The 25,133-nt window shown below is 65.7% G+C and carries 20 protein-coding genes; 12 read left to right on the top strand and 8 right to left on the bottom strand.

The features are described 5' to 3' along the window. Positions 1–54 precede the first annotated feature (54 nt). The 5 genes from BO1_RS06940 (at position 55) to BO1_RS49950 (ending at position 4,058) form a co-directional block, all read left to right on the top strand. Positions 55–765, top strand: a complete 711-nt coding sequence (locus tag BO1_RS06940) for a tetratricopeptide repeat protein (protein WP_028216942.1) — start codon at positions 55–57, stop codon at positions 763–765. 82 nt (positions 766–847) lie between these two features. Beyond that, positions 848–1,429 carry a peptidylprolyl isomerase gene (locus tag BO1_RS06935; protein ID WP_028216941.1) on the top strand — a complete coding sequence of 194 codons (582 nt, stop codon included), beginning with the start codon at positions 848–850 and terminating at the stop codon, positions 1,427–1,429. Positions 1,430–1,571: 142 nt separating this feature from the next. Beyond that, complete coding sequence (locus BO1_RS06930) at positions 1,572–2,066, top strand: peptidylprolyl isomerase (protein ID WP_028216940.1); 495 nt, start codon at positions 1,572–1,574, stop codon at positions 2,064–2,066. Between the two features lie 24 nt (positions 2,067–2,090). Beyond that, entirely contained in the window at positions 2,091–2,888 is a 798-nt protein-coding gene (locus BO1_RS06925) for a UDP-2,3-diacylglucosamine diphosphatase (RefSeq protein ID WP_028216939.1), read from the top strand. A 225-nt stretch (positions 2,889–3,113) separates the two neighbouring features. Next, positions 3,114–4,058, top strand: coding sequence for a DUF3800 domain-containing protein (locus tag BO1_RS49950; protein WP_084687789.1), 945 nt, complete (start codon positions 3,114–3,116; stop codon positions 4,056–4,058). Positions 4,059–4,139: 81 nt separating this feature from the next. Here the strand turns inward: BO1_RS49950 and cysE are convergent, their stop codons facing one another. Together cysE and BO1_RS49940 are read right to left on the bottom strand one after the other, a co-directional pair. After that, positions 4,140–4,961, bottom strand: a complete 822-nt coding sequence (gene cysE, locus BO1_RS49945) for a serine O-acetyltransferase (protein WP_043283973.1) — start codon at positions 4,959–4,961, stop codon at positions 4,140–4,142. Between the two features lie 269 nt (positions 4,962–5,230). Next, the gene (locus tag BO1_RS49940) at positions 5,231–6,016 is read right to left on the bottom strand and encodes an RNA methyltransferase (protein ID WP_043284007.1); all 786 of its coding nucleotides are present in this window, start codon (positions 6,014–6,016) and stop codon (positions 5,231–5,233) included. 529 nt (positions 6,017–6,545) lie between these two features. Here BO1_RS49940 and BO1_RS06905 point away from each other — a divergent pair. The 4 genes from BO1_RS06905 to BO1_RS49935 all read left to right on the top strand — a co-directional run bounded on the left by BO1_RS06905 (position 6,546) and on the right by BO1_RS49935 (position 13,217). Next, positions 6,546–7,346, top strand: a complete 801-nt coding sequence (locus BO1_RS06905; protein ID WP_028216938.1) for an inositol monophosphatase family protein — start codon at positions 6,546–6,548, stop codon at positions 7,344–7,346. 332 nt (positions 7,347–7,678) lie between these two features. Next, complete coding sequence (gene lplT / locus BO1_RS06900) at positions 7,679–8,977, top strand: lysophospholipid transporter LplT (RefSeq protein ID WP_028216937.1); 1,299 nt, start codon at positions 7,679–7,681, stop codon at positions 8,975–8,977. A gap of 120 nt (positions 8,978–9,097) precedes the next feature. Next, entirely contained in the window at positions 9,098–11,797 is a 2,700-nt protein-coding gene (gene mutS, locus BO1_RS06895) for a DNA mismatch repair protein MutS (RefSeq protein WP_028216936.1), read from the top strand. Positions 11,798–12,029: 232 nt separating this feature from the next. Next, positions 12,030–13,217 (top strand): hypothetical protein, encoded by a 1,188-nt coding sequence (locus BO1_RS49935; RefSeq protein ID WP_156992163.1) that lies wholly within the window; start codon positions 12,030–12,032, stop codon positions 13,215–13,217. 240 nt (positions 13,218–13,457) lie between these two features. Here the strand turns inward: BO1_RS49935 and BO1_RS06885 are convergent, their stop codons facing one another. Continuing rightward, positions 13,458–14,003 carry an FKBP-type peptidyl-prolyl cis-trans isomerase gene (locus tag BO1_RS06885; RefSeq protein ID WP_028216934.1) on the bottom strand — a complete coding sequence of 182 codons (546 nt, stop codon included), beginning with the start codon at positions 14,001–14,003 and terminating at the stop codon, positions 13,458–13,460. A gap of 32 nt (positions 14,004–14,035) precedes the next feature. On the opposite strand from BO1_RS06885, the gene BO1_RS06880 reads away from it, so the two are divergent. Both BO1_RS06880 and BO1_RS57155 read left to right on the top strand, forming a co-directional pair. After that, positions 14,036–15,280: a cupin domain-containing protein gene (locus BO1_RS06880; RefSeq protein ID WP_028216933.1), complete on the top strand. Its 1,245-nt coding sequence runs from the start codon at positions 14,036–14,038 to the stop codon at positions 15,278–15,280. 233 nt (positions 15,281–15,513) lie between these two features. Further along, positions 15,514–15,798 carry a hypothetical protein gene (locus BO1_RS57155; RefSeq protein WP_043283970.1) on the top strand — a complete coding sequence of 95 codons (285 nt, stop codon included), beginning with the start codon at positions 15,514–15,516 and terminating at the stop codon, positions 15,796–15,798. 276 nt (positions 15,799–16,074) lie between these two features. On the opposite strand, the gene BO1_RS06870 is transcribed toward BO1_RS57155, so the two are convergent. The 3 genes from BO1_RS06870 to BO1_RS06860 all read right to left on the bottom strand — a co-directional run bounded on the left by BO1_RS06870 (position 16,075) and on the right by BO1_RS06860 (position 19,684). After that, complete coding sequence (locus BO1_RS06870) at positions 16,075–18,276, bottom strand: ATP-dependent DNA helicase (RefSeq protein WP_407669908.1); 2,202 nt, start codon at positions 18,274–18,276, stop codon at positions 16,075–16,077. A 153-nt stretch (positions 18,277–18,429) separates the two neighbouring features. Continuing rightward, positions 18,430–18,663 (bottom strand): DUF465 domain-containing protein, encoded by a 234-nt coding sequence (locus BO1_RS06865; protein WP_028216930.1) that lies wholly within the window; start codon positions 18,661–18,663, stop codon positions 18,430–18,432. An 82-nt stretch (positions 18,664–18,745) separates the two neighbouring features. Continuing rightward, positions 18,746–19,684, bottom strand: a complete 939-nt coding sequence (locus BO1_RS06860; protein WP_245643722.1) for a colicin transporter — start codon at positions 19,682–19,684, stop codon at positions 18,746–18,748. Between the two features lie 214 nt (positions 19,685–19,898). Between BO1_RS06860 and BO1_RS06855 the strand changes: the two genes are divergently transcribed. Beyond that, positions 19,899–22,238, top strand: coding sequence for a Tex family protein (locus BO1_RS06855; RefSeq protein ID WP_028216928.1), 2,340 nt, complete (start codon positions 19,899–19,901; stop codon positions 22,236–22,238). A gap of 108 nt (positions 22,239–22,346) precedes the next feature. Here BO1_RS06855 and BO1_RS06850 read toward each other — a convergent pair whose 3' ends face one another. Together BO1_RS06850 and BO1_RS06845 are read right to left on the bottom strand one after the other, a co-directional pair. Continuing rightward, complete coding sequence (locus BO1_RS06850; RefSeq protein WP_028216927.1) at positions 22,347–24,233, bottom strand: potassium transporter Kup; 1,887 nt, start codon at positions 24,231–24,233, stop codon at positions 22,347–22,349. 309 nt (positions 24,234–24,542) lie between these two features. Beyond that, on the bottom strand, positions 24,543–25,115 hold the full coding sequence (locus tag BO1_RS06845; protein ID WP_028216926.1) for a phosphoribosyltransferase: 573 nt from the start codon (positions 25,113–25,115) through the stop codon (positions 24,543–24,545). Positions 25,116–25,133: the final 18 nt, after the last annotated feature.

Below are 25,133 nucleotides of genomic sequence, written 5' to 3'. Positions count from 1 at the left end.
ACGCACAGACCTTTTGTTAGAATGGCTCGGAGTATAACACCGCGACCTTCCCCTATGAAATCTTCCAGCGGCTGCGCGCCCCGCGCTGCGACCTTTGCGGCGGCGGCTCTCGCGAGCGTCGCGTTCGTCTTCGGCGGCGCGTTTGCCGCGCATGCGGCGCCGCCCGCCAACGCCGACGGCACGCCCGGCGCGGACACAGCGATCGCCCAGCACGACTGGGCGGCGGCGCTCACGGAGCTGGACGCGCGCATCAAGTCGAATCCGCGCGACGTGCAGGCAAAGTTCAAGCGCGCGACCATCCTCGCGCGACTGAACCGCGACGACGACGCGATCGAAGCCTTCACCGAACTCACGCAAGCGTACCCCGAGCTGCCCGAGCCCTATAACAATCTCGCGGCGCTCTACGCGAAGCATGGCCGCTACGAAGAAGCGCGCGTCGCGCTCGAGACGGCCACCAAGGCCAATCCGTCGTACAGCCTCGCGTGGGAGAACCTGGGCGACCTCTACCTGCGCATGGCCGACGCGTCGTACCGGCGCGCCAGCACCCTCGGCCACACGAGCGGCGCAACGCAGCAGCGCCTCGCCGACATCGAGAAGATCGTCAATCCGCCGGCCGCAGAGAAGAAGGCACGCAGCGCGGCCGCCGCCGCTGCTGCCGCATCGGCAACCAGCACGGCGCGCCCGATGCTCGACAATCCGGTGTATCAGTTCGGCGGCCCGACCGGGTCGCTCGCGACGCCGCCCTTCGTGGCGCCTTCGCAATAAGCCGCGGCGCGCTTGCCAGTCCGCCCTGGACACCACCGGCGGCGCGCAACGACCACGTTTTTCCCGTCACTCGAGGACACTCATGAAATGGTTGATGTTGGCGCTCGGCAGCGCCGCCCTGATCGCGAACGCGCCCGCCTTTGCGCAAACCGGCCAGCAGGCCGCGCATCCGCAGGTGCTCTTCAAGACCAGCGAGGGCGACATCCGCGTCGAACTCTATCCTGAGAAGGCGCCCAAGACCGTCGACAACTTCCTCCAGTACGTGAAGGCGGGCCAGTACAACGGCACGATCTTCCATCGCGTGATCCGCGGCTTCATGATTCAGGGCGGCGGCTATACGACGAGCTTCGTCGAGAAGCCCACGCGCGCACCCATCGCGCTCGAAAGCAAGAACGGTCTGAAGAACCTCACCGGCACCCTCGCGATGGCGCGCACGAGCGATCCTGACTCGGCCACGGCGCAGTTCTTCATCAACACCGTCGACAACGCCGGCCTCGACTATCCGAACCCGGATGGCAACGGCTACGCGGTGTTCGGCAAGGTCACCCAGGGCATGGACGTCGTGAAGAAGATCGAAGCGGCGCCCACCACCACGCGCGGCCCGATGTCGGACGTGCCGCAAAAGGAGATCGTGATCCAGTCGGCCACCGTCGTCGGCAAGTAACGCTGAAATCCACGCGTCGCAAAGCTGCCTCGCGTTATCGTCAAGCGGCGCTGCAACGGTACACGCGAGCGGCACACACGCCCCGCCTCGTACCGCTACGGCGCCGCCCTTTCCCCCCCAAGTCACTGACTAAGGATCCATCATGGTCGAACTGCACACGAACCACGGCGTCATCAAGCTCGAACTGAACGCCGAGAAGGCACCGAAGACGGTCGCCAACTTCCTCAACTACGTGAAGAACGGCCACTACGACGGTACGGTGTTCCACCGCGTCATCGACGGCTTCATGATCCAGGGCGGCGGCTTCGACGCCGCCATGAAGCAAAAGCCCACCGAGGCGCCGATCGAAAACGAAGCGAACAACGGCCTGAAGAACGAGCGCGGCTCGATCGCCATGGCGCGCACCAACGATCCGCACTCGGCATCGGCGCAGTTCTTCATCAACGTCGCCGACAACGACTTCCTGAACCACTCGTCGCCCACGCCGCAAGGCTGGGGCTACGCCGTGTTCGGCAAGGTCGTCGAAGGCCTCGACGTGGTCGACAAGATCAAGTCGGTCAAGACGGGTTCGAAGGGCTTCCATCAGGACGTGCCGGTCGACGACGTCGTGATCGAGAAAGCGGTCGTCGTCGAATAACGTCACAGGGCGCGTGCTTCATTCATGTTGCAGGAAAAGGCACTACGACACGCCGCTGCGGGCGTGCCCGGCGAGGGCAAGCGCCCGCACGCGGCGCGCCCGTTCTTCTTCATCTCCGACCTGCACCTGAGCGAAGCGATTCCGCGCACGGTCGCCGCGTTCGAGCACTTCATCAACGTGACGGCCGATCAGGCCGACTCGGTGTTCATCCTCGGCGACCTCTTCGAGTACTGGATCGGCGACGACATGCTCGCCGATCCGTTCTTCGCGCGCATGACCGCGCTGATGCACACGCTCTCCGAGCGCGGCATCGCGCTCTACATCATGCACGGCAACCGCGACTTCCTGCTGGGCAGGCGCTTCATGAAAGCCGCGGGCGCCATCTGGCTGCCCGACCCCATCGCCATCACCGCGTTCGGCACGCGCATCGCGCTCGCCCACGGCGACGCGCTGTGCACCGACGACCGCGGCTATCAGTTCTTCCGCCGTTTCGCGCGCAACCGTCTCGCGCAGTTGCTGTTTCTCGCGTGGCCGTTTCGCTGGCGCCGCAGGCTCGCCGAGCGCATGCGCCACAAGAGCGAGGCCGGCCGCGAGCGCCCCGCCTTGCCGAAATACGACGTCACCACCAAGGGTGTTGCAGCGCTCTTCAGGCGCGCACGCGCGAACGCGATCATTCACGGCCACACGCATCGCCCCGCGCGCCATCAGGAACCCGGTGGCACGCGTTGGGTGCTGCCCGACTGGGAGCTCGATCATGGCAAGCCGCGCGGCGGGTATCTGCGCGTGGACGCCGAAGGATTCAGGATGCTACCGCTCGATTGAGTGCGTAGCGGGCCGTGCAACTCGCGCGAAACTTGATCTCGCAGAAGGCGAGATGGCGTTTTCGCCTGGATCTGGTTGACACCTGGCGCGAGGCTGCCTACGATCACCTGCACGATCAGGCCGCGCCTGATACGGTAGTCGAACGGGGCAACTCGGCGACAAATACGGTCTCTGGCCGCCAAACAGCCGCTTCAAGCGGCTGTTTTCATTTGGAGGCAAAGAACCGTGTCATACATCTGCTATCTCGACGAGGCCGGCTGCAGCGCATCGCTGCCCTCGAGCCGGACCGATATCCAGCCCGTCCTAGTGGTCGCCGGACTGATCGTTCACGAAGACGCGGTGGCCGATATCACGCGCGAATTCCTCACACTCAAGCGCCAATATTTTCCGGGGCTGTTCAAGTCGTGCCACTTGCTCGACGACGTCCGGGAAGAAATCAAAGGCTCCGACCTGCGCAGCGCCATTCGCAAACGGGGCACGCGCGCAAGCGCGCAGCTACGCTTTATCGACGATACGCTGAAATTGCTCGAACGCTTCGAGTGCCGCATTCTGGCGACCATCTGGATCAAGGGGATTGCCGTGCCGTTCAAGGCACGCGAGACCTATACGCGTTCGGTCCAGTACGCGTGCCAGGCGTTTCAATCGTTTCTTGAGAGCAAACTGGCAACCGGGCTGGTGGTGGCCGACTTTCGAACCACGCAACTGAACGATCAGGTAGCGCACTCGATCTTCACGCAGAAGTATCGCGCGCGCGGCGACCCGTTTGCACGATTGCTGGAATTACCGACCTTCGGTGTCAGCAACAATCACGTCGGCCTGCAAGTCGCCGATGTGCTGTGCAGCGCCCTGCTCTTCCCGATGGCGTCGTCGGTCTACTGCTTCGGGCATGTGTCGGGCGTGCATGTGAGCGCAAAGGATCTTGTCGTCCGCAGACGCTACGCGAAACGGCTCAAGCGGCTTCAGTTCAGAGCGGATGCACGCTGGAGCATCGCGGTACGCGACATGCACGCCAGACGTTCGTCCGGCCACCTTTTCGCGGTGCCCCCGACGTGCCCGCCGCCGGCACGCCACCCAATTCGACCGACTGTTGCCTGCAGCGCAACTCTGCCCGCATCGCGCGGGCAGATGCCTGAAAAGTTAGACGAACGGTGCCTGCAAGACACGCAATGACCTTGCCGATGGCCGCCCACGCATCGGCACGCCGAAAAATCGCCAAACTCGCTCAGCGAGAATCGGGATCGAATCTGAACTTCAGACGTGTGCCGTAGTTTTCTCTTGCGTGCTTTCGGGCTCGCGCGGCGCCGCCCCGCCCTCCAGCCCCTCCGAGAGCCTGCGCAATTCCGCGAGTGCCGCATCGGCGCCATGCAGCGCCTCGAGCCGCGCACCCAGCCGCTCGAGCGCGACGACGATCGCATCCACGCGCTGCGTCTGCGTTGCGGCATGATCGATCAGGCCATGGATGGCGAGCGAGACGGGATCGTCGGCATTCGGCGTGATGCCGTAGGCGCAGAAACCCTCGCGCGCCGACGAAGGCCTCGCTTGCTCCGGCGCGCTCTTCGCCGGTGCGATGATCCGCGCCGGATTGCCCACTGCGGTGCCGCCCGCCGGCACCGGCTTCACGACCACCGCATTCGAGCCGATCTTCGCCTGCGCGCCCACCGTGAAACCGCCCAGCACTTTGGCACCCGCGCCCACGATCACCCCGGGGCCGAGCGTCGGATGGCGCTTCGCGCCGCGTGTGAGCGAGGTGCCGCCGAGCGTCACACCCTGGTAGATCGTGCAGTCGTCGCCCACCTCGGCGGTCTCGCCGATCACGACGCCCATGCCGTGATCGATGAACACGCGCCGCCCGATGGTCGCGCCAGGATGGATCTCGATGCCGGTCAAAAAGCGCGCGAGCTGCGAAATGTAGCGCGCAAGCCAGCGTCGCCTCGCGCGCCAGCAGGCGTGAGCGAACCGATGGAGGACGAGCGCGTGCAAGCCTGGATAACAGGTCAAGACTTCCCATGCGCTGCGGGCGGCGGGATCGCGCTCGCGGATCGTGGCGATGTCTTCGCGAAGTCTCTTGAACATGGCTGTCACACGCTGGACGGGAGGTACATGGGGGAAAAACGGCCTTGCGTCGCAGGTGGCGCGCGCGGCTCGTGCGGGGCCTTAGCAGCCACGCTGATTTGCTTGTGATCAGGAATCGATTGTAGGCGAAAGGCGCGCGCAAGCCGGCAAGTCCCCGCGGGCATCAAGGTCGGACGCGCCGTCACGGTCGGTCGAGCGCCGCAGGCCTCACGGCCTGCCCTCCGTTGCGGCGCCCCGCTACGGGCGTCGCTGCTGGCCTCGCTGCTGGCCTATTTCCCGCCTTCCTTGCCCTTGAGCATCAGGATGTGCTTGGCAATGCCGCGCACGATGTTGACCTCTTCGCGCTCGAGCCCCGAACGCGCGAAGAGCCGCCGCAGACGCGACATCAGCTTCTTCGGATTGGCGGGATCCAGAAAATCGAGCGCGATCAGGGCGTTCTCCAGATGCACGTACATGCGCTCGATGTCGTCGCTCGTGGCGAGCGGCGTGGCCGTGACCGGACCGCCCGGCGCCGCCCCCGCGCCCGGGAGCGCCGCGCCGGGTTCGCCCTCGCCGAGGTACGCGAGCCGCAGCTCGTAGGCGAGCACCTGCACCGCCTGCGCGAGATTGAGGGAGCTATAAGCCGGATTCGCCGGGATATGGGCGAGCGCGCTGCAGCGCTCGACGTCGTCGTTCGAGAGCCCTGTGCGTTCATTGCCAAACACGAGCGCGATGTCACCGTGCGCGACCTGACGGCAAGCGTCCTGAACCGCCTGGCGCGGCGCGCCCGGTGGCGGCCCGTATTCGCGCATGCGCGCCGTGAGCGCCAGCGACCATTGGGCACCCACGAGGGCGTCGGCCAGCGTCGGGACGATGTGGGCGGCGGCGAGCACGTCATCGGCGCCACTCGCCATCGCGACGGCTTCCGGGTCGCAATGAACCTGCGACACGCGCGGCGCGACCAGCACGAGCCGCGAAAAGCCCATCGTCTTCAACGCACGCGCCGCGGCGCCGACGTTGCCCGGGTGGCTCGGCTCGACGAGCACGAAGCGCGTCGACGTGAAGCCGCCGCGCAGCGGCTCGTGGGCGTCGCCGGTGGACGATGCAGATGCCGCTGCGGCGGCCGGATGAGCGGATGGAACGTGTGAGTCGGGGTGCACGAAGGTCAATCTCTGAGAGCGGCGAATATAGAAATAACTATGTTAGCGCGCCTTGGCCCCCCGGCCTACCTGCCCCTTGGGGCGGCACAGCCCGATGCGCTCCCTGCAGTCATGCGCCCGCCCAGCAGCCTCGCGTTTCCAGGCACGGCTATCGACGCGGTGATAGCCATAACTGGAGGAACAGGAAAAGGTATAGGAATGCCGAGACTCGGGTAAAATACCAAAATTCGCGCGTTCCAAATCTCGAGCCGCTCTTCAGCGGTCCGCGATGCCCGGCCAGCAAGGCCGCCGCGCACCGTTCTTATCCAATTCGTCTCCGTTGGCGGGACAGGACCCGCAAGCCCACCTCGGCTCGCGCCCTGTCCAATCGTTAGACGCTTTTATCTTCTGCACCACCGGCGCGCCGCATGCTCGGGCGAGCGCCGGACAACAAGGATCCAGGCTCATGCATCCCATGCTCAACATCGCTGTCAAGGCCGCGCGCCGCGCCGGACAGATCATCAACCGCGCGTCGCTCGATCTCGACCTCGTCCAGGTCGCGAAGAAGCAGCACAACGATTTCGTCACGGAGGTCGACAAGGCGGCAGAAGCGGCCATCATCGACACGCTCAAGACCGCCTACCCCGATCACGCGATCCTCGCCGAAGAGTCCGGCCACTCGGAGAACGAATCGGAATACCAGTGGATCATCGATCCGCTCGACGGCACGACCAACTTCATCCACGGCTTCCAGTACTACTGCGTCTCGGTCGCGCTCGCGCACAAGGGCATCGTCACGCAGGCGGTGGTCTATGATCCCACGCGCAACGACCTCTTCACCGCCTCGCGCGGGCGCGGCGCGTTCCTGAACGATCGCCGCATCCGCGTAGGCCGCCGCGACCGTCTCGCCGACGGCCTGATCGGCACCGGCTTCCCGTTCCGCGAAAAGGACGGCCTCGAGAGCTACTGCGCGCTCTTCGCCGAGATGACCAACGCCTGTGCCGGCCTGCGCCGCCCGGGCGCCGCCGCGCTGGACCTCGCGAACGTCGCCGCGGGCCGCATGGACGGCTTCTTCGAACAGGGCCTCAACGCGTGGGACGTGGCCGCGGGCGGCCTGCTCGTGACGGAAGCCGGTGGCCTGATCGGCAACTACACCGGCGATTCGGACTTCCTGCACGTGGGCGAAGTCGTTGCGGGCAACCCGAAGATCTATGCGCAAATGGTGCCCGTTCTCTCGAAGTACACGCGCGTGAAGAAGGAAGCCTGAAAGGCGGGCCGATAAGGCGTGCCGGGGCGCCATCGCGCGTCGCCAGATGCCAGGAGCGAGGAGCGAGGCCGGTGCGCCTGTGCCAGCCGCTGCAACACCCGGCCGCGTATGCCACAATCGCCGGCAGTGCCGCCAGGCCGATGTCGAACGTCGGCATCGTTGCAATGCAATCCGGGTCGCGGGGCGTCGCGCCCCGCTCGCCCCGACGAGTCAAGCGCAAGCGGCTTCGGCCGCTTTTTTGTTTCGCGCGCCAGCTCGCTCCACGATGCGCCGCGCCGCCGTGGCCCTCGTCCTGATGGCCCGTTTCGGCTCCACAACGGATCCACTCCGCGATGAAGAAAGGCTTCTATACGATCATCGCCGCGCAGTTCGTTTCGTCGCTCGCCGACAACGCGCTCCTGATCGCGGCAATCGCGCTGCTCACGGTGATCTCGTCGCCGGCCTGGGTCACGCCGCTCTTGCAGATCTTTTTCACGATCTCCTACGTGCTGCTCGCGCCCTTCGTCGGCGCCTTCGCCGACGCGCTGCAAAAGCGCCACGTGATGTTCGTCTCGAACGCGCTCAAGGCCGGTGGCTGCCTGCTGATGATCGCGGGCGTCCACCCGATGATCGCCTATGGCGTAGTCGGCTTCGGCGCGGCGGCCTACTCGCCTGCAAAGTACGGAATCCTCACTGAATTGCTGCCGGCCGACAAGCTCGTCGCGGCGAACGCGTGGCTCGAGTCGGCCACGGTGCTCTCGACGATCGTCGGCACGATGATGGGCGGCGCGCTCGTTTCCACCTACGCGGACCGGTTCGTCGCGCATCATCCGATGCCGCTGATCCACTCGGCCGCGGGCCTCGCGATGCTCGCGGTGATGCTCACCTACGCGCTCGCCGCGCTCATCAACTTCGGCATTCCCGATACCGGCGCGCGCTACGAGAACCGGCTCAGGGAGCCGGGCCGCCTCGTGGGCGACTTCGTCCATTGCTTTAACGTGCTGTGGGCCGACAAGCTCGCGCAGATCGCGCTGTGGGTCACGACACTGATGTGGGGCGCCGCCGTCACGCTGCAGCTGCTCGTGCTCAAGTGGGCCGACGCGAATCTCGGCCTCTCGCTCTCGAAGGCCGCCGTGATGCAGGGCGTGACGGGCCTCGGCATCGCGCTCGGCGCGGGTGCCGCCGCCGCATGGGTGTCGCTGCGCGCCTCGCTGCGCGTGCTGCCGGTGGGCGTGTTGTGCGGCGTGGTGGCCGTGGCGATGGCGTTCTACAGCAAGGGGCTCTTTCCGGCGGGCGAAGGCGTGCGCTTCGGAGCGTTCGTGATGCCCTTCTACCTGCTCTTTGCGTACCCGCTGATGGTCCTGCTCGGCACGCTCGCGGGCTTTTTCATCGTGCCGATGAATGCGCTGCTCCAACATCGCGGCGCGACGCTGCTCTCGGCGGGCCACTCGATCGCCGTGCAGAACTTCAACCAGAATCTCGCCGTGCTGCTGATGCTCGGCGCCTACGCGCTGCTGCTCACGGCGAAGGTGCCGGTGCAGTGGATCATTGTCGTGTTCGGCATTTTTGTCGCCTCGATGATCTGGCTCGCCATGCGGCGCAGTGCCGCAAACGCACGCACGATCGACATGCAGGCGCTCGTCGACGAATAGACAGCGCGGTTTGCGCGCAACTGCGGCATGCCCATGTGAGCGGCCTGGCCATCCGGCCAGGTTCACACGCTCGCGCCGCGGGTTAAACTCACGCCCTGAACCCCTAGCAAGACACCGAGGATGGCTACACACACCGCCAGCGCCAGCGACACCGCGCAACACACCCCCATGATGCAGCAGTACCTGCGCATCAAGGCCGATCATCCGGGCACGCTCGTGTTCTACCGGATGGGCGACTTCTACGAGTTGTTCTTCGAAGACGCCGAGAAAGCCGCGCGCCTGCTCGATCTCACGCTCACGCAGCGCGGCGCGTCGGCGGGCAATCCGATCAAGATGGCGGGCGTGCCGCATCACGCCGTCGAGCAATACCTCGCGAAACTCGTGAAGCTCGGCGAGTCGGTAGCGATCTGCGAGCAGATCGGCGACCCGGCCACCTCGAAGGGGCCGGTCGAGCGCAAGGTCGTGCGCGTGGTCACGCCCGGCACGCTCACGGACGCGGCGCTGCTCTCCGACAAGAACGACGTCTACCTGATGGCGGTCTGCCCGGGACACAACCGGCGCGGCGTGACCGTCAACGTCGGGCTCGCGTGGCTCAATCTGGCAAGCGGCGCGCTGCGCCTTGCGGAAGTCGCGCCGGAACAGGTCGCGGCAGCCTTCGAGCGCATTCGCCCGGCGGAAATCCTCGTGGCGGAAATGCCTGCGGAATCCTCGGGCTGGGCGCCGCCCACCGGCACCGGCGTGGGTTCGGGTGCCATGACGCGCGTGCCCGCGTGGCACTTCGACGTCGCCTCGGGCAAGCAACGCCTGTGCGATCAGCTCGACGTGGCCAGTCTCGACGGTTTCGGTGCCCAGGCGCTCACGAGCGCGTGCGGCGCCGCCGGCGCGCTGCTGCTGTACGCCGCAGCCACGCAAGGCCAGCAGTTGCGCCACGTGCGCAGCCTCAGGGTCGAAGCCGAATCCGAATACATCGGCCTCGATCCCGCCACGCGCCGCAATCTCGAACTCACGGAAACGCTGCGCGGCACAGAGTCGCCCACGTTGTGCTCGCTGCTCGACACCTGCAGCACCGCCATGGGCAGCCGCCTGTTGCGTCACTGGCTCCACCATCCGCCGCGCGACGCGGGCATCGCGCAGATGCGCCAGCAGGCGATCGGCGCGCTGCTCGAGGCGCCGCCGCACGCCAGCGTCGAGACGCTGCGCGGCGCGCTGCGCCAGATCGCCGACGTCGAGCGCATCACCGGGCGTCTCGCGCTGCTTTCGGCGCGCCCGCGCGATCTCTCGAGCCTGCGCGACACCTTTGCCGCCCTGCCCGTGCTGCGCGAACAGGTTGCCGCGGTGGGCGGTGCGTCGGCAACGCTTGCGCAGATCGTCGAGGCGCTCGAGCCGCCCGTGGAATGCGCCGACCTGCTGCAGCGTGCGGTCGCGCCCGAGCCGGCCGCCATGGTGCGCGACGGCGGCGTGATGGCACGCGGCTACGACGCGGAACTCGACGAGCTGCGCGACCTGTCAGAGAACTGCGGCCAGTTCCTGATCGACCTCGAGGCGCGCGAACGCACGCGCACCGGCATCGGCAATTTGCGGGTCGAGTACAACAAGGTGCACGGCTTCTATATCGAAGTCACGCGCGGCCAGACCGACAAGGTGCCCGACGACTATCGCCGCCGCCAGACGCTCAAGAACGCCGAGCGCTACATCACGCCCGAACTGAAGGCATTCGAGGACAAGGCGCTCTCGGCACAGGAGCGAGCGCTCGCACGCGAGAAGGCACTCTACGACGCGCTGCTTCAATCGTTGTTGCCCTTCATTCCCGATTGCCAGCGCGTCGCGGCAGCGCTCGCCGAACTCGACCTGCTCGCCGCCTTCGCGGAGCGTGCGCGCGCGCTCGACTGGAATGCGCCGGCATTCTCGGAAGCGCCCGGCATCGAAATCGAACAGGGCCGCCACCCGGTGGTCGAGGCGCAGGTCGAGCAGTTCATCGCCAACGACTGCATGCTGAGCGCCGAGCGCAAGCTGCTGCTCATCACCGGCCCGAACATGGGCGGCAAGTCGACGTTCATGCGCCAGACCGCGCTCATCGCGCTGCTCGCCTATGTGGGCAGCTATGTGCCGGCGAGGCGCGCGCGCTTCGGCCCGATCGACCGCATCTTCACGCGCATCGGCGCCGCCGACGATCTCGCGGGCGGCCGCTCGACCTTCATGGTCGAGATGACCGAAGCCGCGGCCATCCTCAACGACGCCACGCCGCAAAGTCTCGTGCTGATGGACGAGATCGGGCGCGGCACCTCGACATTCGATGGCCTCGCACTCGCCTGGGCCATTGCACGGCATCTGCTCACGAGCAACGGCTGCCATACGCTGTTCGCAACGCACTACTTCGAACTCACGCAGTTGCCCACGGAATTCGCGCAGGCGGCCAACGTGCACCTGTCGGCGGTCGAGCACGGACACGGCATCGTGTTCCTGCACGCCGTGAGCGAGGGCCCGGCCAATCAGAGCTACGGACTGCAGGTCGCGCAGCTTGCGGGCGTGCCCAACCCCGTGATCCGCGCAGCGCGCAAGCATCTCGTGTATCTGGAGCAGCTCTCGGCGGGACAGCCCACGCCGCAGCTCGACTTGTTCGCCGCACCCGCGCCTTCGGAAGACGACGATTTCGACGCGCAACCCTACGTGGAAGACGCGCCGGCGGCCGCCGACCCGGGTGCCGCGCTCGTCGCAGAACGCCTGCGCTCGCTCGATCCGAACGAGTTGCGGCCACGCGATGCACTCGATCTGCTCTACGAACTGCATGAGCTGGCCACGGCGCCGGACGCCAAACGCTGAGCGTCGCCTCGCGACGCCACCCCGGCCATTCCCGCATGGCCGGGGTGTCTTTGCTTCGCGCTTTCTGAATCGACTGTGGCGGGCGACACGTCGTCCGCCAGCGGGCCTGCCATCCCTGCTGCGAGGACGCCAGCGCGGTGGGCTGCAAAGCGCCCTCGTCTGCGTGATGATGTTCGGCCTGCCGCTCGCCGCACAGGCGGAGGGCCCCTCGTCCCGTTATTCGTTCGCCGTCATGGCAAACGTCGTCACCGAGCCCGGCGACGAAATCACGCTCCAGCGCCTCATCGAGGCGATCGGCCGCGATCCGCAGATGTCGTTTGTCGTCTACGACGGCAATCTCAAAGGACCGCGCGAAACCTGCGCGGACCGCCTCTACGAACGGCGCCGCACCCTGCTCGACGCGTCGCGCGTGCCACTCGTCTTCGTGCCGGGGCAGCGCGACTGGGGCACGTGCGGCACGGCCGGCGCGGGCGGTTACGACCCGGTCGAGCGGCTCGATTTCCTGCGCCAGGACTTCTTCGCCGACGCCAATTCGCTCGGGCAATTTCCGCTTACGCTCACGCGCGAGAGCGAGGTCTCGCGGTTCAGGCCATATCGGGAGAATGCGCGCTGGCAGCTCGGGGATACCGTGTTCATCGCACTGAACGCACCCGACGGCAACAATCACTTTCTGAACGCCGGTGGCCGCAACGGCGAATTCGAGGACCGCGTGATCGCCAACGGCTTTTGGCTCGAGCACGCGGCCGAGTTCGCGCGCCGCCGCAATGCGCGCGCCATCGTGATCTTCATGCAGGGCAACCCGATGCCCGAGGATTACGAGCGACCCGACCGCTTCGCGTGGCTGCGCTTTCGCCGCACGCCCCGCGACGGTTATGCCGAACTGCGGCACAGCCTCGTGAAGCTGGCGGAAACCTTCCGGGGCCCGGTTGTCCTCGTGCACCCGGACAACGTGAAGCTCACGCGTGGCTTCGCCATCGATCAACCCTTGCGCAACGACAAAGGAATCAGGATTGCTAACGTAACGCGCATCGAGTTCTCGTTGCGCGACCCGCTCACGCAGTGGCTGCAAATCGATGCGGACATGACCCGCCGCACGCCGCTGCGCGTGAGCGTGCATGACGTGCCGAGGCACCTGCCGCTCCTGCCGCCGCCACTGCCGCCCCTGCTACCGGGAGGCAGCGGCGAACCGGCGCTGCCAGCCATGCCTGAAGTATCGTCGATGCCCGACGTAACGGAGATTCCCGGCATGCAACAGGCGCCCGACGTGAACAGCGCCAGCGGAACAAACCCGATGGGAGGGATGGGAGCGCCAGGCGGCGCGAGTACCGGAAAGGCGGCGCCCACGTGGCCCGCACAAGGCTCGGGGCCATCGACTGGGTCCGGCGCGCCGCAGACGATTCTGCCGCCGACGCAGCCGTAGATGACGCCGCCGTGAATTGAACAGCAGGAACGACCCGCAGCGCGGCATGGCGCGCAAACAGCACGCAATCGGCACGCGAACGGCACGCGAACGGCACGCGAACGGCGCGTTCAGACTAGCGGGAAATGCGCAACGAGCGGTGAAGCGTCGCGCCGCGAAGAGAAGCGCAGCGCGGCGTTACGCAACGGGGCGCGAGGTCGAGCGAGACGCGCCGGCGGTTGCCGCCGGCGCGTTGCCCGATCAATGCAGGGTGGGTTTCGAAGCGGCTTCGTCGCCGTCGTCGTCATCGTCCTCGTCGACGACTTCGAGGCCATCCGCGCCATGCGCGTGCTCATGCTCGATTTCGTCTTCGGTGGCCTGACGCACTTCCTTGACGGTCAGCGCGAAACGCAGGGCCATGCCCGCGAGCGGGTGATTGCCGTCGAGCACGACCTTGTCTTCGGCAACGTCGGTGACGGTATAGATGAGCGTGTCGAGATCCTCGTCGCCCTCCTCAGGCGTGCCCTCGAACTGCATGCCGACTTCGAGCGGCTCCGGGAAGCGGTTACGCGGCTCGATCTTGACGAGTTCGGGATCGTACTCGCCGAAAGCGTCGGAAGGCTCAAGCTGGATCTGGGTCTCGAAGCCCGGCTCCTTGCCGTCCAGCACTTCCTCGATCTTGGGGAACGTGCCATCATAGCCGCCGTGCAGATAGACCATCGGCTCGTCGCTTTCCTCGATCAGATTGCCCTGCGCATCCGATAGCTTGTAAGCGACCGACACGACGGTGTCCTTTGCAATTTTCATTCGATCCTCCAGATTACAGACCACATTATACGATGCCCAAGCGGTCCCCAGACCACCCGGAGGACGCCCGCAAGCGACGCGCCCCCTCCTCCCTGGCAAGTCCCGCGCCCGAGATGCCCACGCCGCTGCTTGGCGGCCTGAGTCCGGCGCAGTTCATGAAGAAATACTGGCAGAAAAAGCCATTCTTGATCCGCCAGGCGATACCCGGCATCGAGGCGCCGCTCTCGCGCGACGAACTCTTCGCATTGGCCGACCAGGATGACGTCGAATCGCGGCTCATCACGCACTTTCGCAAGCGCTGGGCACTCGAGCACGGCCCCTTCGCACCTGACGAACTGCCGACAACGAAAACGCGCCAATGGACGCTGCTCGTGCAAGGTGTCGACCTGCACGACGATCGTGCCCGCGCGCTGCTCGAACGCTTTCGCTTTGCGCCCGACGCCCGCCTCGACGACCTGATGATCTCGTACGCGTCCGACGGCGGTGGCGTGGGTCCGCATTTCGATTCGTACGACGTGTTCCTGCTGCAGGTGCACGGCAAGCGGCGCTGGCGCATTGGCGCGCAGCGCGACCTGACGCTGCAGGAGGGCTTGCCGCTGAAGGTCCTGGCGAACTTCGCACCTGAAGAGGAATGGGTGCTGGAGCCGGGCGACATGCTGTATCTGCCGCCGCATATCGCGCACGACGGCGTGGCCGAGGGCGAATGCATGACCTGCTCGATCGGCTTTCGTTCGCCTTCCACGACCGAGCTGACGAGCCAGTTTCTCTACTGGCTGGCCGAGCGCGGCGCGGATGGCGCAGCCAGCTCGAACGCAGGCAACCCCACGCTCTATCGGGACCCCGACCAGCCCGCCGTGACGCATCCGGCCCAACTCCCCCCGGCACTTGTGGAGCGCGTCTCGGCTGTGCTTGCTAAAGTGCGGTGGAGCGATGCGGACGTCTCCTCGTTCGTCGGCTCCTGGCTTTCAGAACCGAAATCGAACGTGGTATTCGACGCCCCCGAAAAGCCGCTGGACGAAGCGCGTTTTGTTGCGCGCGCCGCGAAAAATGGGATAACACTCGACCGCAGGACAATCCTGCTTTACGATGCGCGCTCGTATTACCTGAACGGGGAACAGTACTTGCTCAAGGAAGCGAAAAAATGGCTGCCGTTATTGGCTGACAACCGCTTTCTGGATGGGAAACGCTTTGTAACACTCTCACACGATTCGTGTGTGACAGCGTTGCTACACGAGTGGTATCGTGCGGGCTGGATACGGCTCGGGGTGCTTGCCTAAGCGCTTCGGACTGTTATACCGTACTAAAATATAGTGCTTGTATGAGAAAGACAACGTATTGTCCCCGGATTTGTCGACGGTCGATACGAAAGTGCCTATAATTTCCGCCCAGGCCGTAGGGAAGATTCACGCTCTTGCAGTGCATCTCCACCAGCGGCTCAGGTCGATGTTGGGGCACATTACCGGTATTATTTTGCGCTGTTGCTTACCTTTAACCATAAAAGGACGTGATCATGAAGAAATCCCTCCTCGTAGCATCCCTGCTGGCAGCTGTTGCACTGGCTGCGTGCAACAAGAGCAGCGACCAAGCTGCTGCGCCGGCTAGCGACGCTACGGCTGCTTCGGCACCGGCTGCTGCTGCTTCGGACGCAACGGCAGCTGCTTCGGGCGCTGCAGCTGCTGCGAGCGATGCTACGGCTGCTGCTTCGGACGCTGGCGCTGCCGCTTCGGGCGCTGCTGCTGCTGCTTCGGACTCGGGCGCAGCTACGGCTGCTCCGGCTTCGGGCGCAAGCCAGTAAGCTGTGTTCGCGAGGTGCTCGCCCGGAGCTTCGGCTCCAGCGGGCAACGAAGCGAACCGCCGGGCAGCCTGACGGCCTCGTCAGATGCGCGGCGGGCAAACAAAAAAGCCACGAACTCACGTTCGTGGCTTTTTTGTTGGTTTTTCTGCGGTTAAGCGCCATGCAGGAACGCCCGAAATACAACGCCAAAACTCATGCGCAATGCATGTAACCGGCATTGCGCATATGCAAGCGGATATTACGTGACGCGCACTACGTAGCGCGCGTCAAGCGCAGTTACGCAGTGCCCTGCTCGTTCTCTCCCGCGAAGAACTCCTGCACCACCTCGATCTCGCGCGTGCGTTTGAACGGCGGCAGGCTTTGCCAGATACGCCGGCCATAGGGTTTGTCCACGAGGCGCGTATCGCAGATCATCAACACGCCGCGATCCGTCTCGGCGCGAATCAGACGCCCTGCGCCCTGCTTGAGCGTGATCACGGCTTGCGGCAACTGATGAACCGCAAATGGACTCAAACCCTTCTTCGCCAGAGCGTCCAGACGTGCGGCCAGCACAGGATCGTCGGGTGGCGCGAACGGCAGCTTGTCGATGACGACGAGCGAGAGCGCATCGCCGCGCACGTCGACACCTTCCCAGAAGCTCTGGCTACCCACGAGGATCGCATTGCCATAGGCGCGAAAGCGCTCGAGCAGCTCGGTCCGGCTTGCATCGCCCTGTACCAGCAGCGGCGTGTTCCAGCCGCGCGCCTCGATCGTGTCGCGCAGCCTTGTGGCGATTTTGTCGACGGCACGCAACGTCGTGCACAACATGAAAACGCCGCCCCCGGACGCTTCGATGGCGGGCAACGCCGCATCGAACACCGCGTCGGTGAATTGCGGCGACGACGGCTGCGGCATATTACGCGGCACGTAGAGCAAGCCCTGCTGCGGGTAATCGAAGGGGCTCGGCAACGTCATCGAGCGGCGCGCGCTCAGGCCCATCTGCGCCGCATAGTGCGTGAAGTCACCGCGCACGGAAAGCGTCGCCGACGTGAAGATCCACGTGCGCGGCACGCCCGCGCGCTGTTTCGCGAAAATGGGCGCCACGGAAAGCGGCGTCTCGTGCAACTGGACCGTGTGCGAGAACACTTCGACCCAGCGGACTTTTTCGTCGTCGGCGCCCGGCTCGGTTGCGGCATGTCCTTGCCCATCGGGCTGGCCGGCGTCTGCGGCAGCCCGTGCGTCGCGCGATGGCGCATCAGGCGACGCGCCCGGCACGGTCCACCCGGACAGCACGCCCTGGAGCTCGCGTGCGCGGCGCAGGCAGGTGCCCAGCGATTCGGCGCGCTCGGCCTGGCCCGCAAGTGCGGTGGCGAGCGCGCCGAGCTCGGTCTGCAACGCGTCGAGCGAGTCGAAGAGCGGATGATCCTCAGGCAACTGCGTGATCGACACGCGCAGCGAATCTTCCTTGAACGCAAGCCGCACGTCGCGCGCCGCGCGCTCGAGCGCCGCGCCCAGCTTCACCCACTCCACCGCATCGCGCGCATGGCTCAGGCCTTCGGCAACGCAATCGCGCGCGAGCTCGAGAAACTGCGCAGTCGATAGCGTCTCGCCAAAGAACAGCGTGGCGGTTTCGGGCAACTGATGCGCTTCGTCGAAGATGATCGTGTTCGCGCTCGGCAACAACTCGGCCATGCCGGTATCGCGCAGCATGATGTCCGCGAAGAACAGATGGTGGTTCACGACGACGATGTCGGCCTGCTGCGCTTCACGGCGCGCCTGCATGACGAAGCAGTCCTTGTAGTGCGGGCACTCCTGACCGAGGCAGTTGTCGCGCGTGGACGTCACCATCGACCACACGGCGGCCGTCTCCGGTACGCTCGCGAGCTCGGCCTTGTCGCCCGAGCGCGTGATCTTCGCGAAGCGGACGATCTCCTGCAGATACGCCGTTTCCTGGCGCGACGGCAAGCGGCCATTGTCGGCCGTGCGCTGCAGATAGTAGTGACACAGATAGTTCGAGCGGCCCTTGAGCATGGCCACGCTCACGGGTACCGCAAGCGCATCGCGCACGGTGGGAATATCGCGGCCGAAAAGCTGGTCCTGCAGGTGCTTGGTGCCCGTCGAGACGATCACCTTGCCGCCCCACAGCATGGCCGGCACGAGGTACGCATAGGTCTTGCCGGTGCCCGTCCCCGCCTCGACGATCAGCGTGTTGTCGCCGGATTCGGCGGCCGCGTGGGCGGCTTGTTCAGCGGTATCCTGCGCAGGCACCGGGGCGCCGCGCTCGAGACGCCGCGCCGGGCGCGCCTGCGCCTCGAACATCGCCGGTTCGGGCAACGCCTGGGCGGCGGCCTCCATGGCCGCGGCCACGGCGCGCGCCATTTCGATCTGCGCGGCGCGCGGGCGATAGCCGTCGATCTCCCGCGCCAACAGCCCGTTGGCCGCGAAGAGCTCTTCGAGTTCGGCACCGCGGTGCGCACTCAATGCGGGCGCGCTCGCCATTTGCGCAGTGCGTGCGTCACCATCCTGCGCGCCGCCTTCGCGCGCGGGACGGGATCGGGAAACGGTCGTTGAATTCAAGGCAAGCGGTTCCTGCTCGGTCCTCTGAGCCCGGCGCGACTGCAGCCGCGCCCCGGCGCCTGCCAGGACCCGGAATCAGGCGTGCCCGTTCGAGGTCTTCGTTGAATCGGGTTCCAGCTGCAATTGCAGCAGGATGATGTTGTCCTTCAGCTTGAGCTTGCGCCTCTTCAGCTTCTGCAATTCGAGATCGTCGTAGTCCGACGTCTCGCACATCCTGTCGATCAGACGGTCGAGGTCTCCATGTTCCGTTTCCAGTTGCAGAATACGGTCACGAAGGACCTCGCCCTTGACTTCACGATGCTCGCGCATGCTCGCCTCCTCGTCATGATCGGCGCCCGCCGTGCGAAAGGTCGCGCGCCTGAGGTTGCTGTCCGGCTGAAAAAGCGTGGTGCTACTGGGCCTGCGGTTTTTGCTGCTGCTGTTGCTGCTGTTGCTGCTGCTGTTGCTGCGCCTTCTCGGCCGCCTGCTTCTGACGTGCTTCCACGTCAGCCTTATGCTTGGCCGCGTCTTCCTGCTTCTGCTGGAAGTGCTCGGCCTTCTGGGCACGTTCCTGGGCCTTCTGCTGGCCCTCGCGGCGTGCCTCGTCCAGTTGCTTCTGATAATCCGATTGCTTCTTGTCGTACGCGGCCTGGTTGGCCGCGCGTTGCGACTGCGCCTGTTCGCCTTCGCGCTGCGCCTGCTGCAACGCGTGCTGGCGCTGCTTCTCCTCGTACGCCTGCGCGTTCGCCGCGCGTTGCGGCGCTTCGGCCTGGCGCTGCGCCTGATCGAGCGCGTGCTGACGCTGCTTGTCTTCGTAAGCCTGCGCGCTCTGCGCCTCGTTCGCGGCGCGTTGCGGCGCGTCGGCCTCGTCCTTCGCGCGCTGCAGCGCTGCCTGCTCGTCGCGGCGGCGCGCATTGTCGGCGCGCTGCTCCTCGTCGAGCGCCAGCTGCTGATGGCGGATATCCGCCTGCACGACGCGCATCGCATCGCGCGCCTTGCCGAGACAGTGGTTCACGAAGAACGTATCGTAGCAATTGTGCTGCGCGACGGCGTACTGGTAGTTGTTCTCCGCAGTACGCCGATCAAGGACCTTCTGTCGCGCGGCAAAGTCATTGCCCGCGCCGGAATTCGGGGCCGTTGCGCCCGACGCCGAGACCGCGACATCAGCACCGGCTACCACCCCGGACGCCACCGCCTCTTGCGCGAGGGCCGGAACGCTCGCCGTCGCCAGCAATGCGACAGCATAAACCGCCGCGCGGGCGGTGGTCCGCCATGCCGCGCTTTGGCGCGCACTGGGCTGGACGGGTGTCAAACGGGATGGGATCAACGTCTTCTGAGGGCAACGGAACATGGCTGAAATTCTAACACCCCCCGAGTTGAGCGCCCCGCCATTTATGGCAAAATGCCCCGCTCCACCAGCCGGCGGGCGTTCGCTCGCTTGATGTCTCCCGCCCGGCTTTGGGACTGCACACCCGGGGGCGCACACCGGGACCGCAGCCCGGCACCGTAACCCGGGGCCGCTAACCCGGACCGCAAACCGATCCTCGCAGGAATATCCAGACTCTATGACGGAAACCGTAGCACTCAAGATCGTCCAGCGCATCGCCAGCGAACTGACCGTTCAACCGCGTCAGGTGGCGGCCGCCGTCCAGCTTCTCGACGAAGGAGCGACCGTTCCGTTCATCGCCCGTTATCGCAAGGAAGTCACGGGCAATCTCGACGATACGCAGCTGCGCACGCTCGAAGAGCGACTGCTCTATCTGCGCGAGCTCGAAGACCGTCGCGCCACGATCCTCGAGAGCATCGAAGAGCAAGGCAAGCTCACCGACGAGCTGCGCGCCGCCATCGAAGCGGCCGACAGCAAGCAGGTGCTCGAAGACCTCTATCTGCCGTACAAGCCCAAGCGCCGCACGCGCGCACAGATCGCGCGCGAAGCCGGCCTGCAGCCGCTCGCCGACGCCTTGCTCGCCAATCCGCTGCTCGATCCGCAGACGGAAGCCGCGCAATACGTGAACGCCGAAAAGGGTGTCGCCGACGTGAAGGCCGCGCTCGACGGCGCGCGCGACATCCTCTCGGAGCAATTCGGCGAAACGGCCGAGCTGCTCGGCAAGCTGCGCGACTGGCTGTTCAACCAGGGCGTGGTGATGTCGAGCGTGGTCGAGGGCAAGGAAAACGAGGAAGGCGAGAAGTTCCGCGATTACTACGAGTACTCGGAGACGATCAAGACGGTGCCGTCGCACCGCGCGCTCGCCCTGTTCCGCGGCCGCAACGCCGGCGTGCTGATGGTCAAGCTGGGCCTCGGCGGCGAGCTCGACGCGCAGGTGCCGCATCCGGGCGAAGCGATGATCGCGCGCCACTTCGGCATCGCCAACCAGGGCCGGCCGGCCGACAAGTGGCTCTCCGACGTGTGCCGCTGGTGCTGGCGCGTCAAGGTGCAGCCGCACATCGAAAACGAGCTGCTCACGAACCTGCGCGAGCAGGCCGAGGCTGAAGCGATCCGCGTGTTCGCGCGCAATCTCAAGGACCTGCTGCTGGCGGCGCCCGCCGGCCCGAAGGCCGTGATCGGCCTCGATCCGGGCCTGCGCACCGGCGTGAAGGTCGCCGTGGTCGACCGCACCGGCAAGCTGCTCGCCACCGACACGATCTACCCGCACGAGCCGCGCCGCGACTGGGACGGCTCGCTCGCGAAGCTCGCGCGCATCGCCGCGCAAACGCAGGCGGAGCTCATCAGCATCGGCAACGGCACGGCTTCGCGCGAAACCGACAAGCTCGCGAGCGAGCTGATTTCGAAGCATCCGGAGCTGAAGCTGCAGAAGATCGTGGTCTCCGAAGCCGGCGCCTCGGTTTATTCGGCATCCGAACTGGCCGCGAAGGAATTCCCCGAGCTCGACGTCTCGCTGCGCGGCGCGGTATCGATCGCGCGGCGCCTGCAAGATCCGCTCGCCGAGCTCGTCAAGATCGAGCCCAAGGCGATCGGCGTGGGCCAGTACCAGCACGACGTGAACCAGCGCGAACTGGCGCGCTCGCTCGACGCCGTGGTCGAAGACTGCGTGAACGCCGTGGGCGTGGATGCGAACACGGCGTCGGTGGCGCTGCTCGCGCGCGTGTCGGGCCTGAACGCGACGCTCGCGCGCAATATCGTCGATTACCGCGACGCCAATGGCCCCTTCCCCTCGCGAGAGCAACTGAAGAAGGTGCCGCGTCTGGGCGACAAGACCTTCGAGCAGGCTGCGGGCTTTTTGCGCATCAACGGCGGCGCGAATCCGCTCGACCGCTCGTCGGTGCACCCGGAAGCCTATCCCGTGGTCCAGCGCATGCTCGCGAAGATCAAGCGCACCATCGGCGACGTGCTCGGCAATCGCGAAGCGCTTTCGGGCCTCGCGCCCACCGAGTTCGTCGACGAGCGCTTCGGTCTGCCGACCGTGCGTGACATCCTCTCGGAGCTCGAAAAGCCGGGCCGCGACCCGCGCCCCGAGTTCAAGACCGCGACCTTCCGCGAAGGCGTGGAGAAGGTCTCCGACCTCGTGCCGGGCATGGTGCTCGAAGGCGTCGTGACCAACGTGGCGGCCTTCGGCGCGTTCATCGACGTGGGCGTGCATCAGGACGGCCTCGTGCACGTCTCGGCGATGTCGACGAAGTTCATCAAGGACCCGCACGAAGTCGTGAAGGCCGGCCAGGTGGTGAAGGTGAAGGTGCTCGACGTCGACGTGAAGCGCCAGCGCATCGCGCTCACGATGCGCATGGACGACGATCCGGCGAGCGCGGCGCAGCGCAGCGGCGGCAATGCCGGCAGCGGCGGCAACCGCGATCAGCGCGGCGGCAATGCGAACCGCGGCGGCCAGCGCTCGCGCGACGCTGAACCCGTCAATGCGATGGCGGCGGCGTTCGCGAAGCTCAAGCGCTGACGCGCGAGCGCCGCGCGGCGCGGGGCCTGCAACAACCCCGCGCTCGCCTGGCTGCAGACAACAAAAAAGGCGCCGTGGCGCCTTTTTTGTTGTCAACGCAACGAAGCATCAAATCTCGATCTTCGTGCCCAGCTCGACCACGCGATTCGCGGGAATGCTGAAGAAGTCGGTCGGCTTCGCGGCGTTCTGATGCATCCACGCGAACACGCGCTCGCGGAAGATCGACATGCCCGGCAACTGTGTGGGCACCACGGTCTCGCGTGCGAGGAAGAACGACGTATCCATCATCTCGAACGTCATGCCCTCCTTGCGGCCGATCTCTTCGAGCACGGCCTTCACGTCCGGCGTCTCGTTAAAGCCATAGTCGGCCTTCGCGAGATACAAGCCGCCACCGATATCCTTCACCTGCACGCGCTCCGAGTCGGCCACGTAGGGAATGTCGCGAATCCGGAATGTGAGAAAAATCGTGCGCTCGTGCAGCACCTTGTTGTGCTTGAGGTTGTGCAGCAGGCTCACCGGCACGAGCGTGTCGCTGCCCGTGAGATAGATGGCCGTGCCCGACACGCGGTGCGGCGGATGCGCGAGCAATCCCTGCAGGAAAGGCATGAGCGGAATACCATCGGCGGCGGTGCGCTCCTTGACGATCATGCGCCCCTTGAACCACGTCATCAGCAGGAAGAACAGCAGCGCGCCGATGCTGAGCGGCAGCCAGCCGCCCTCCTCGACCTTCAGCAGGTTGGCGCCGAAGAAGCCGACATCGACCACCATTAAGCACCCGATGATGAGCGACACGAGCCAGATGTTCCACTTCCACAGCTTCACCATTACGACGCTCGCGAGCATGGTGGTGATGACCATCGTCGCGGTCACGGCAATGCCGTATGCGGCGGCGAGATTATCGGAGCTCTTGAAGCCGACGACGATGCACAGAATGATGAGGAGCAGCATCCAGTTCACGACCGGCACGTAGATCTGGCCGATCGCGAGATCAGACGTATGCAGCACCTTCATGCGCGGCACATAGCCCAGCAGAATCGCCTGGCTCGTGAGCGAGTACGCGCCCGAGATCACAGCCTGCGAAGCAATCACGGTTGCGACCGTCGACAGCACCACGAGCGGCAGCAGCGCCCAATCCGGCGCGAGCAGGAAGAACGGATTCTCGATCGCGCTGTGGTCCTGCATCAGGAGCGCGCCCTGGCCGAAGTAGTTGAGCACGAGCGATGGCATCACGAGCCCGTACCACGCGTAGCGGATCGGCTTCGCGCCAAAGTGGCCCATGTCGGCGTAGAGCGCTTCCGCACCGGTCAGCACCAGCACGACCGAGCCCAGCACCACATAGGCCTGCAGCACGTGCGCGCTCATGAACGTGACGGCATAGTACGGATTGAGCGCGGCGATGACGCCCGGCGCCTGAACGATGCGCGAGAGGCCGAGCACGCCGATGGTCACGAACCAGAGCACCATGATCGGCCCGAACAGGCGACCGACGAGCGAGGTGCCGTGCCGCTGGATCCAGAACAGCGCGACGAGGATCACCATCGTGAACGGCAGCACGAGATGCGAGAGCTTGGGCGCGGCGATCTCGAGGCCTTCGACCGCCGACATCACCGAGATGGCCGGTGTGATGACCGCATCGCCGTAGAACATGCAGGCGCCAAAGATGCCCAGCGCAGTCAGCACGACGGCGGACTTGCTCTTGCGGTCGAACGAGCGCAAGGCGAGCGCCATGAGCGCGAGCACGCCGCCTTCGCCGTTGTTGTCGGCGCGCATCACGAAGAGCACGTACTTGACGCTGACGACGATGATGATCGCCCAGAACAGCAGCGAGATGACACCAAGGATGGATGTTTCGTTGAGCGGAATGCCGTGTGCCGGGCTGAACGCTTCTTTGAGCGAATACAGCGGGCTCGTGCCGATGTCGCCGAACACCACGCCGATGGCCGCTACTGCGAGTGTGGGGAGCGGCTGCTTTGCCACGTGCGTGCTAGTTGTCATATACGCGGAAATCCGTTCGAGGCGGAAAAAACGAGCGCTATTCTAAACCGGCTGCGGGGGAAACCCGAGTGATCGTTGTGACCCCGCGACGCCCCTCTTGTCCCGCGGCAGTTTAGCATGGCACCCTGCGGCGCCTGGCGGGCTGTGCGCCAAAGCTTGACACGCGGAGGCGGTAACGCCGCTGCAAGCCAACGCGACAAGGCGCGCAAGCACGGGACACATAAAAAAACGGAGCCCGAAGGCTCCGTTCCTGATGATGTCCGCCGGCAAGCGCACGCTGCCGGCGACACGGCGTTCTGCTGAGCGCCCTTACTTCTGCGGATCCTGCTGGGCCTGCTGAAGCCCGCGCTTGATCCATGCGCCGAGGTTGTGCGGACGCACCGTGTCCCACTCCTCGAACGGCTGGTGGATCCACGGATTGGTCGGCAGATGCTGGACGAAGTAATCCGGCTTCACCTTCGAGCAGCCCTTGTACCAGAGCACCGCCGAGCGCACGCCGGTCACGGACGGATAACGCACCTTGAGATGCTCCTGCACGCGCGCGAGCGTGACGCCCGAATCGACGAGATCGTCGACGAGCAGCACGTTGCCCGCGAGTTCGCCGCGCGTCATCGTGATGTACTGCGCAATGTCGAGCTCGCCCTGCTCCGTGCCCGCCGCTTCGCGGTACGAGCTCGTCGCGAGGATCGCGAGCGGCAGGTCGTAGATGCGCGAGAGCTGGTCGCCCACGCGCAGGCCACCGCGCGCGAGACACAGGATCTGGTCGAACTTCCAGCGCGACTCGTGTACCGAGAGCGCGAGCAGTTCGATCAGCCGGTGATATTCATCCCAGCCGACCCACAGGTTCTTTTCGTCGTTGCGCGGGTCCATCATTTGAATCATTTTTGCTTCTACCTTCTT

It is taken from the genome of Paraburkholderia oxyphila NBRC 105797 (assembly GCF_000685075.1).
GTDB lineage: Bacteria > Pseudomonadota > Gammaproteobacteria > Burkholderiales > Burkholderiaceae > Paraburkholderia > Paraburkholderia oxyphila.
Note: the sequence above shows the minus strand (reverse complement) of the source record. Positions and strands in the feature narration are given on the sequence as shown.

Coding starts and splice junctions, on each gene's coding strand:
- mutS (WP_028216936.1), top strand. CDS start 9,098: ATGGCTACACACACCGCCAGCGCCAGCGACACCGCGCAACACACCCCC.
- cysE (WP_043283973.1), bottom strand. CDS start 4,961: ATGTTCAAGAGACTTCGCGAAGACATCGCCACGATCCGCGAGCGCGAT.
- BO1_RS06845 (WP_028216926.1), bottom strand. CDS start 25,115: ATGATTCAAATGATGGACCCGCGCAACGACGAAAAGAACCTGTGGGTC.
- BO1_RS06885 (WP_028216934.1), bottom strand. CDS start 14,003: ATGAAAATTGCAAAGGACACCGTCGTGTCGGTCGCTTACAAGCTATCG.
- BO1_RS49935 (WP_156992163.1), top strand. CDS start 12,030: ATGGCAAACGTCGTCACCGAGCCCGGCGACGAAATCACGCTCCAGCGC.
- BO1_RS06905 (WP_028216938.1), top strand. CDS start 6,546: ATGCATCCCATGCTCAACATCGCTGTCAAGGCCGCGCGCCGCGCCGGA.
- BO1_RS06850 (WP_028216927.1), bottom strand. CDS start 24,233: ATGACAACTAGCACGCACGTGGCAAAGCAGCCGCTCCCCACACTCGCA.
- BO1_RS06860 (WP_245643722.1), bottom strand. CDS start 19,684: ATGTTCCGTTGCCCTCAGAAGACGTTGATCCCATCCCGTTTGACACCC.
- BO1_RS57155 (WP_043283970.1), top strand. CDS start 15,514: ATGAAGAAATCCCTCCTCGTAGCATCCCTGCTGGCAGCTGTTGCACTG.
- BO1_RS06925 (WP_028216939.1), top strand. CDS start 2,091: ATGTTGCAGGAAAAGGCACTACGACACGCCGCTGCGGGCGTGCCCGGC.
- BO1_RS06880 (WP_028216933.1), top strand. CDS start 14,036: ATGCCCAAGCGGTCCCCAGACCACCCGGAGGACGCCCGCAAGCGACGC.
- BO1_RS06935 (WP_028216941.1), top strand. CDS start 848: ATGAAATGGTTGATGTTGGCGCTCGGCAGCGCCGCCCTGATCGCGAAC.
- BO1_RS06865 (WP_028216930.1), bottom strand. CDS start 18,663: ATGCGCGAGCATCGTGAAGTCAAGGGCGAGGTCCTTCGTGACCGTATT.
- BO1_RS06930 (WP_028216940.1), top strand. CDS start 1,572: ATGGTCGAACTGCACACGAACCACGGCGTCATCAAGCTCGAACTGAAC.
- BO1_RS06870 (WP_407669908.1), bottom strand. CDS start 18,276: ATGGCGAGCGCGCCCGCATTGAGTGCGCACCGCGGTGCCGAACTCGAA.
- BO1_RS06855 (WP_028216928.1), top strand. CDS start 19,899: ATGACGGAAACCGTAGCACTCAAGATCGTCCAGCGCATCGCCAGCGAA.
- BO1_RS06940 (WP_028216942.1), top strand. CDS start 55: ATGAAATCTTCCAGCGGCTGCGCGCCCCGCGCTGCGACCTTTGCGGCG.
- lplT (WP_028216937.1), top strand. CDS start 7,679: ATGAAGAAAGGCTTCTATACGATCATCGCCGCGCAGTTCGTTTCGTCG.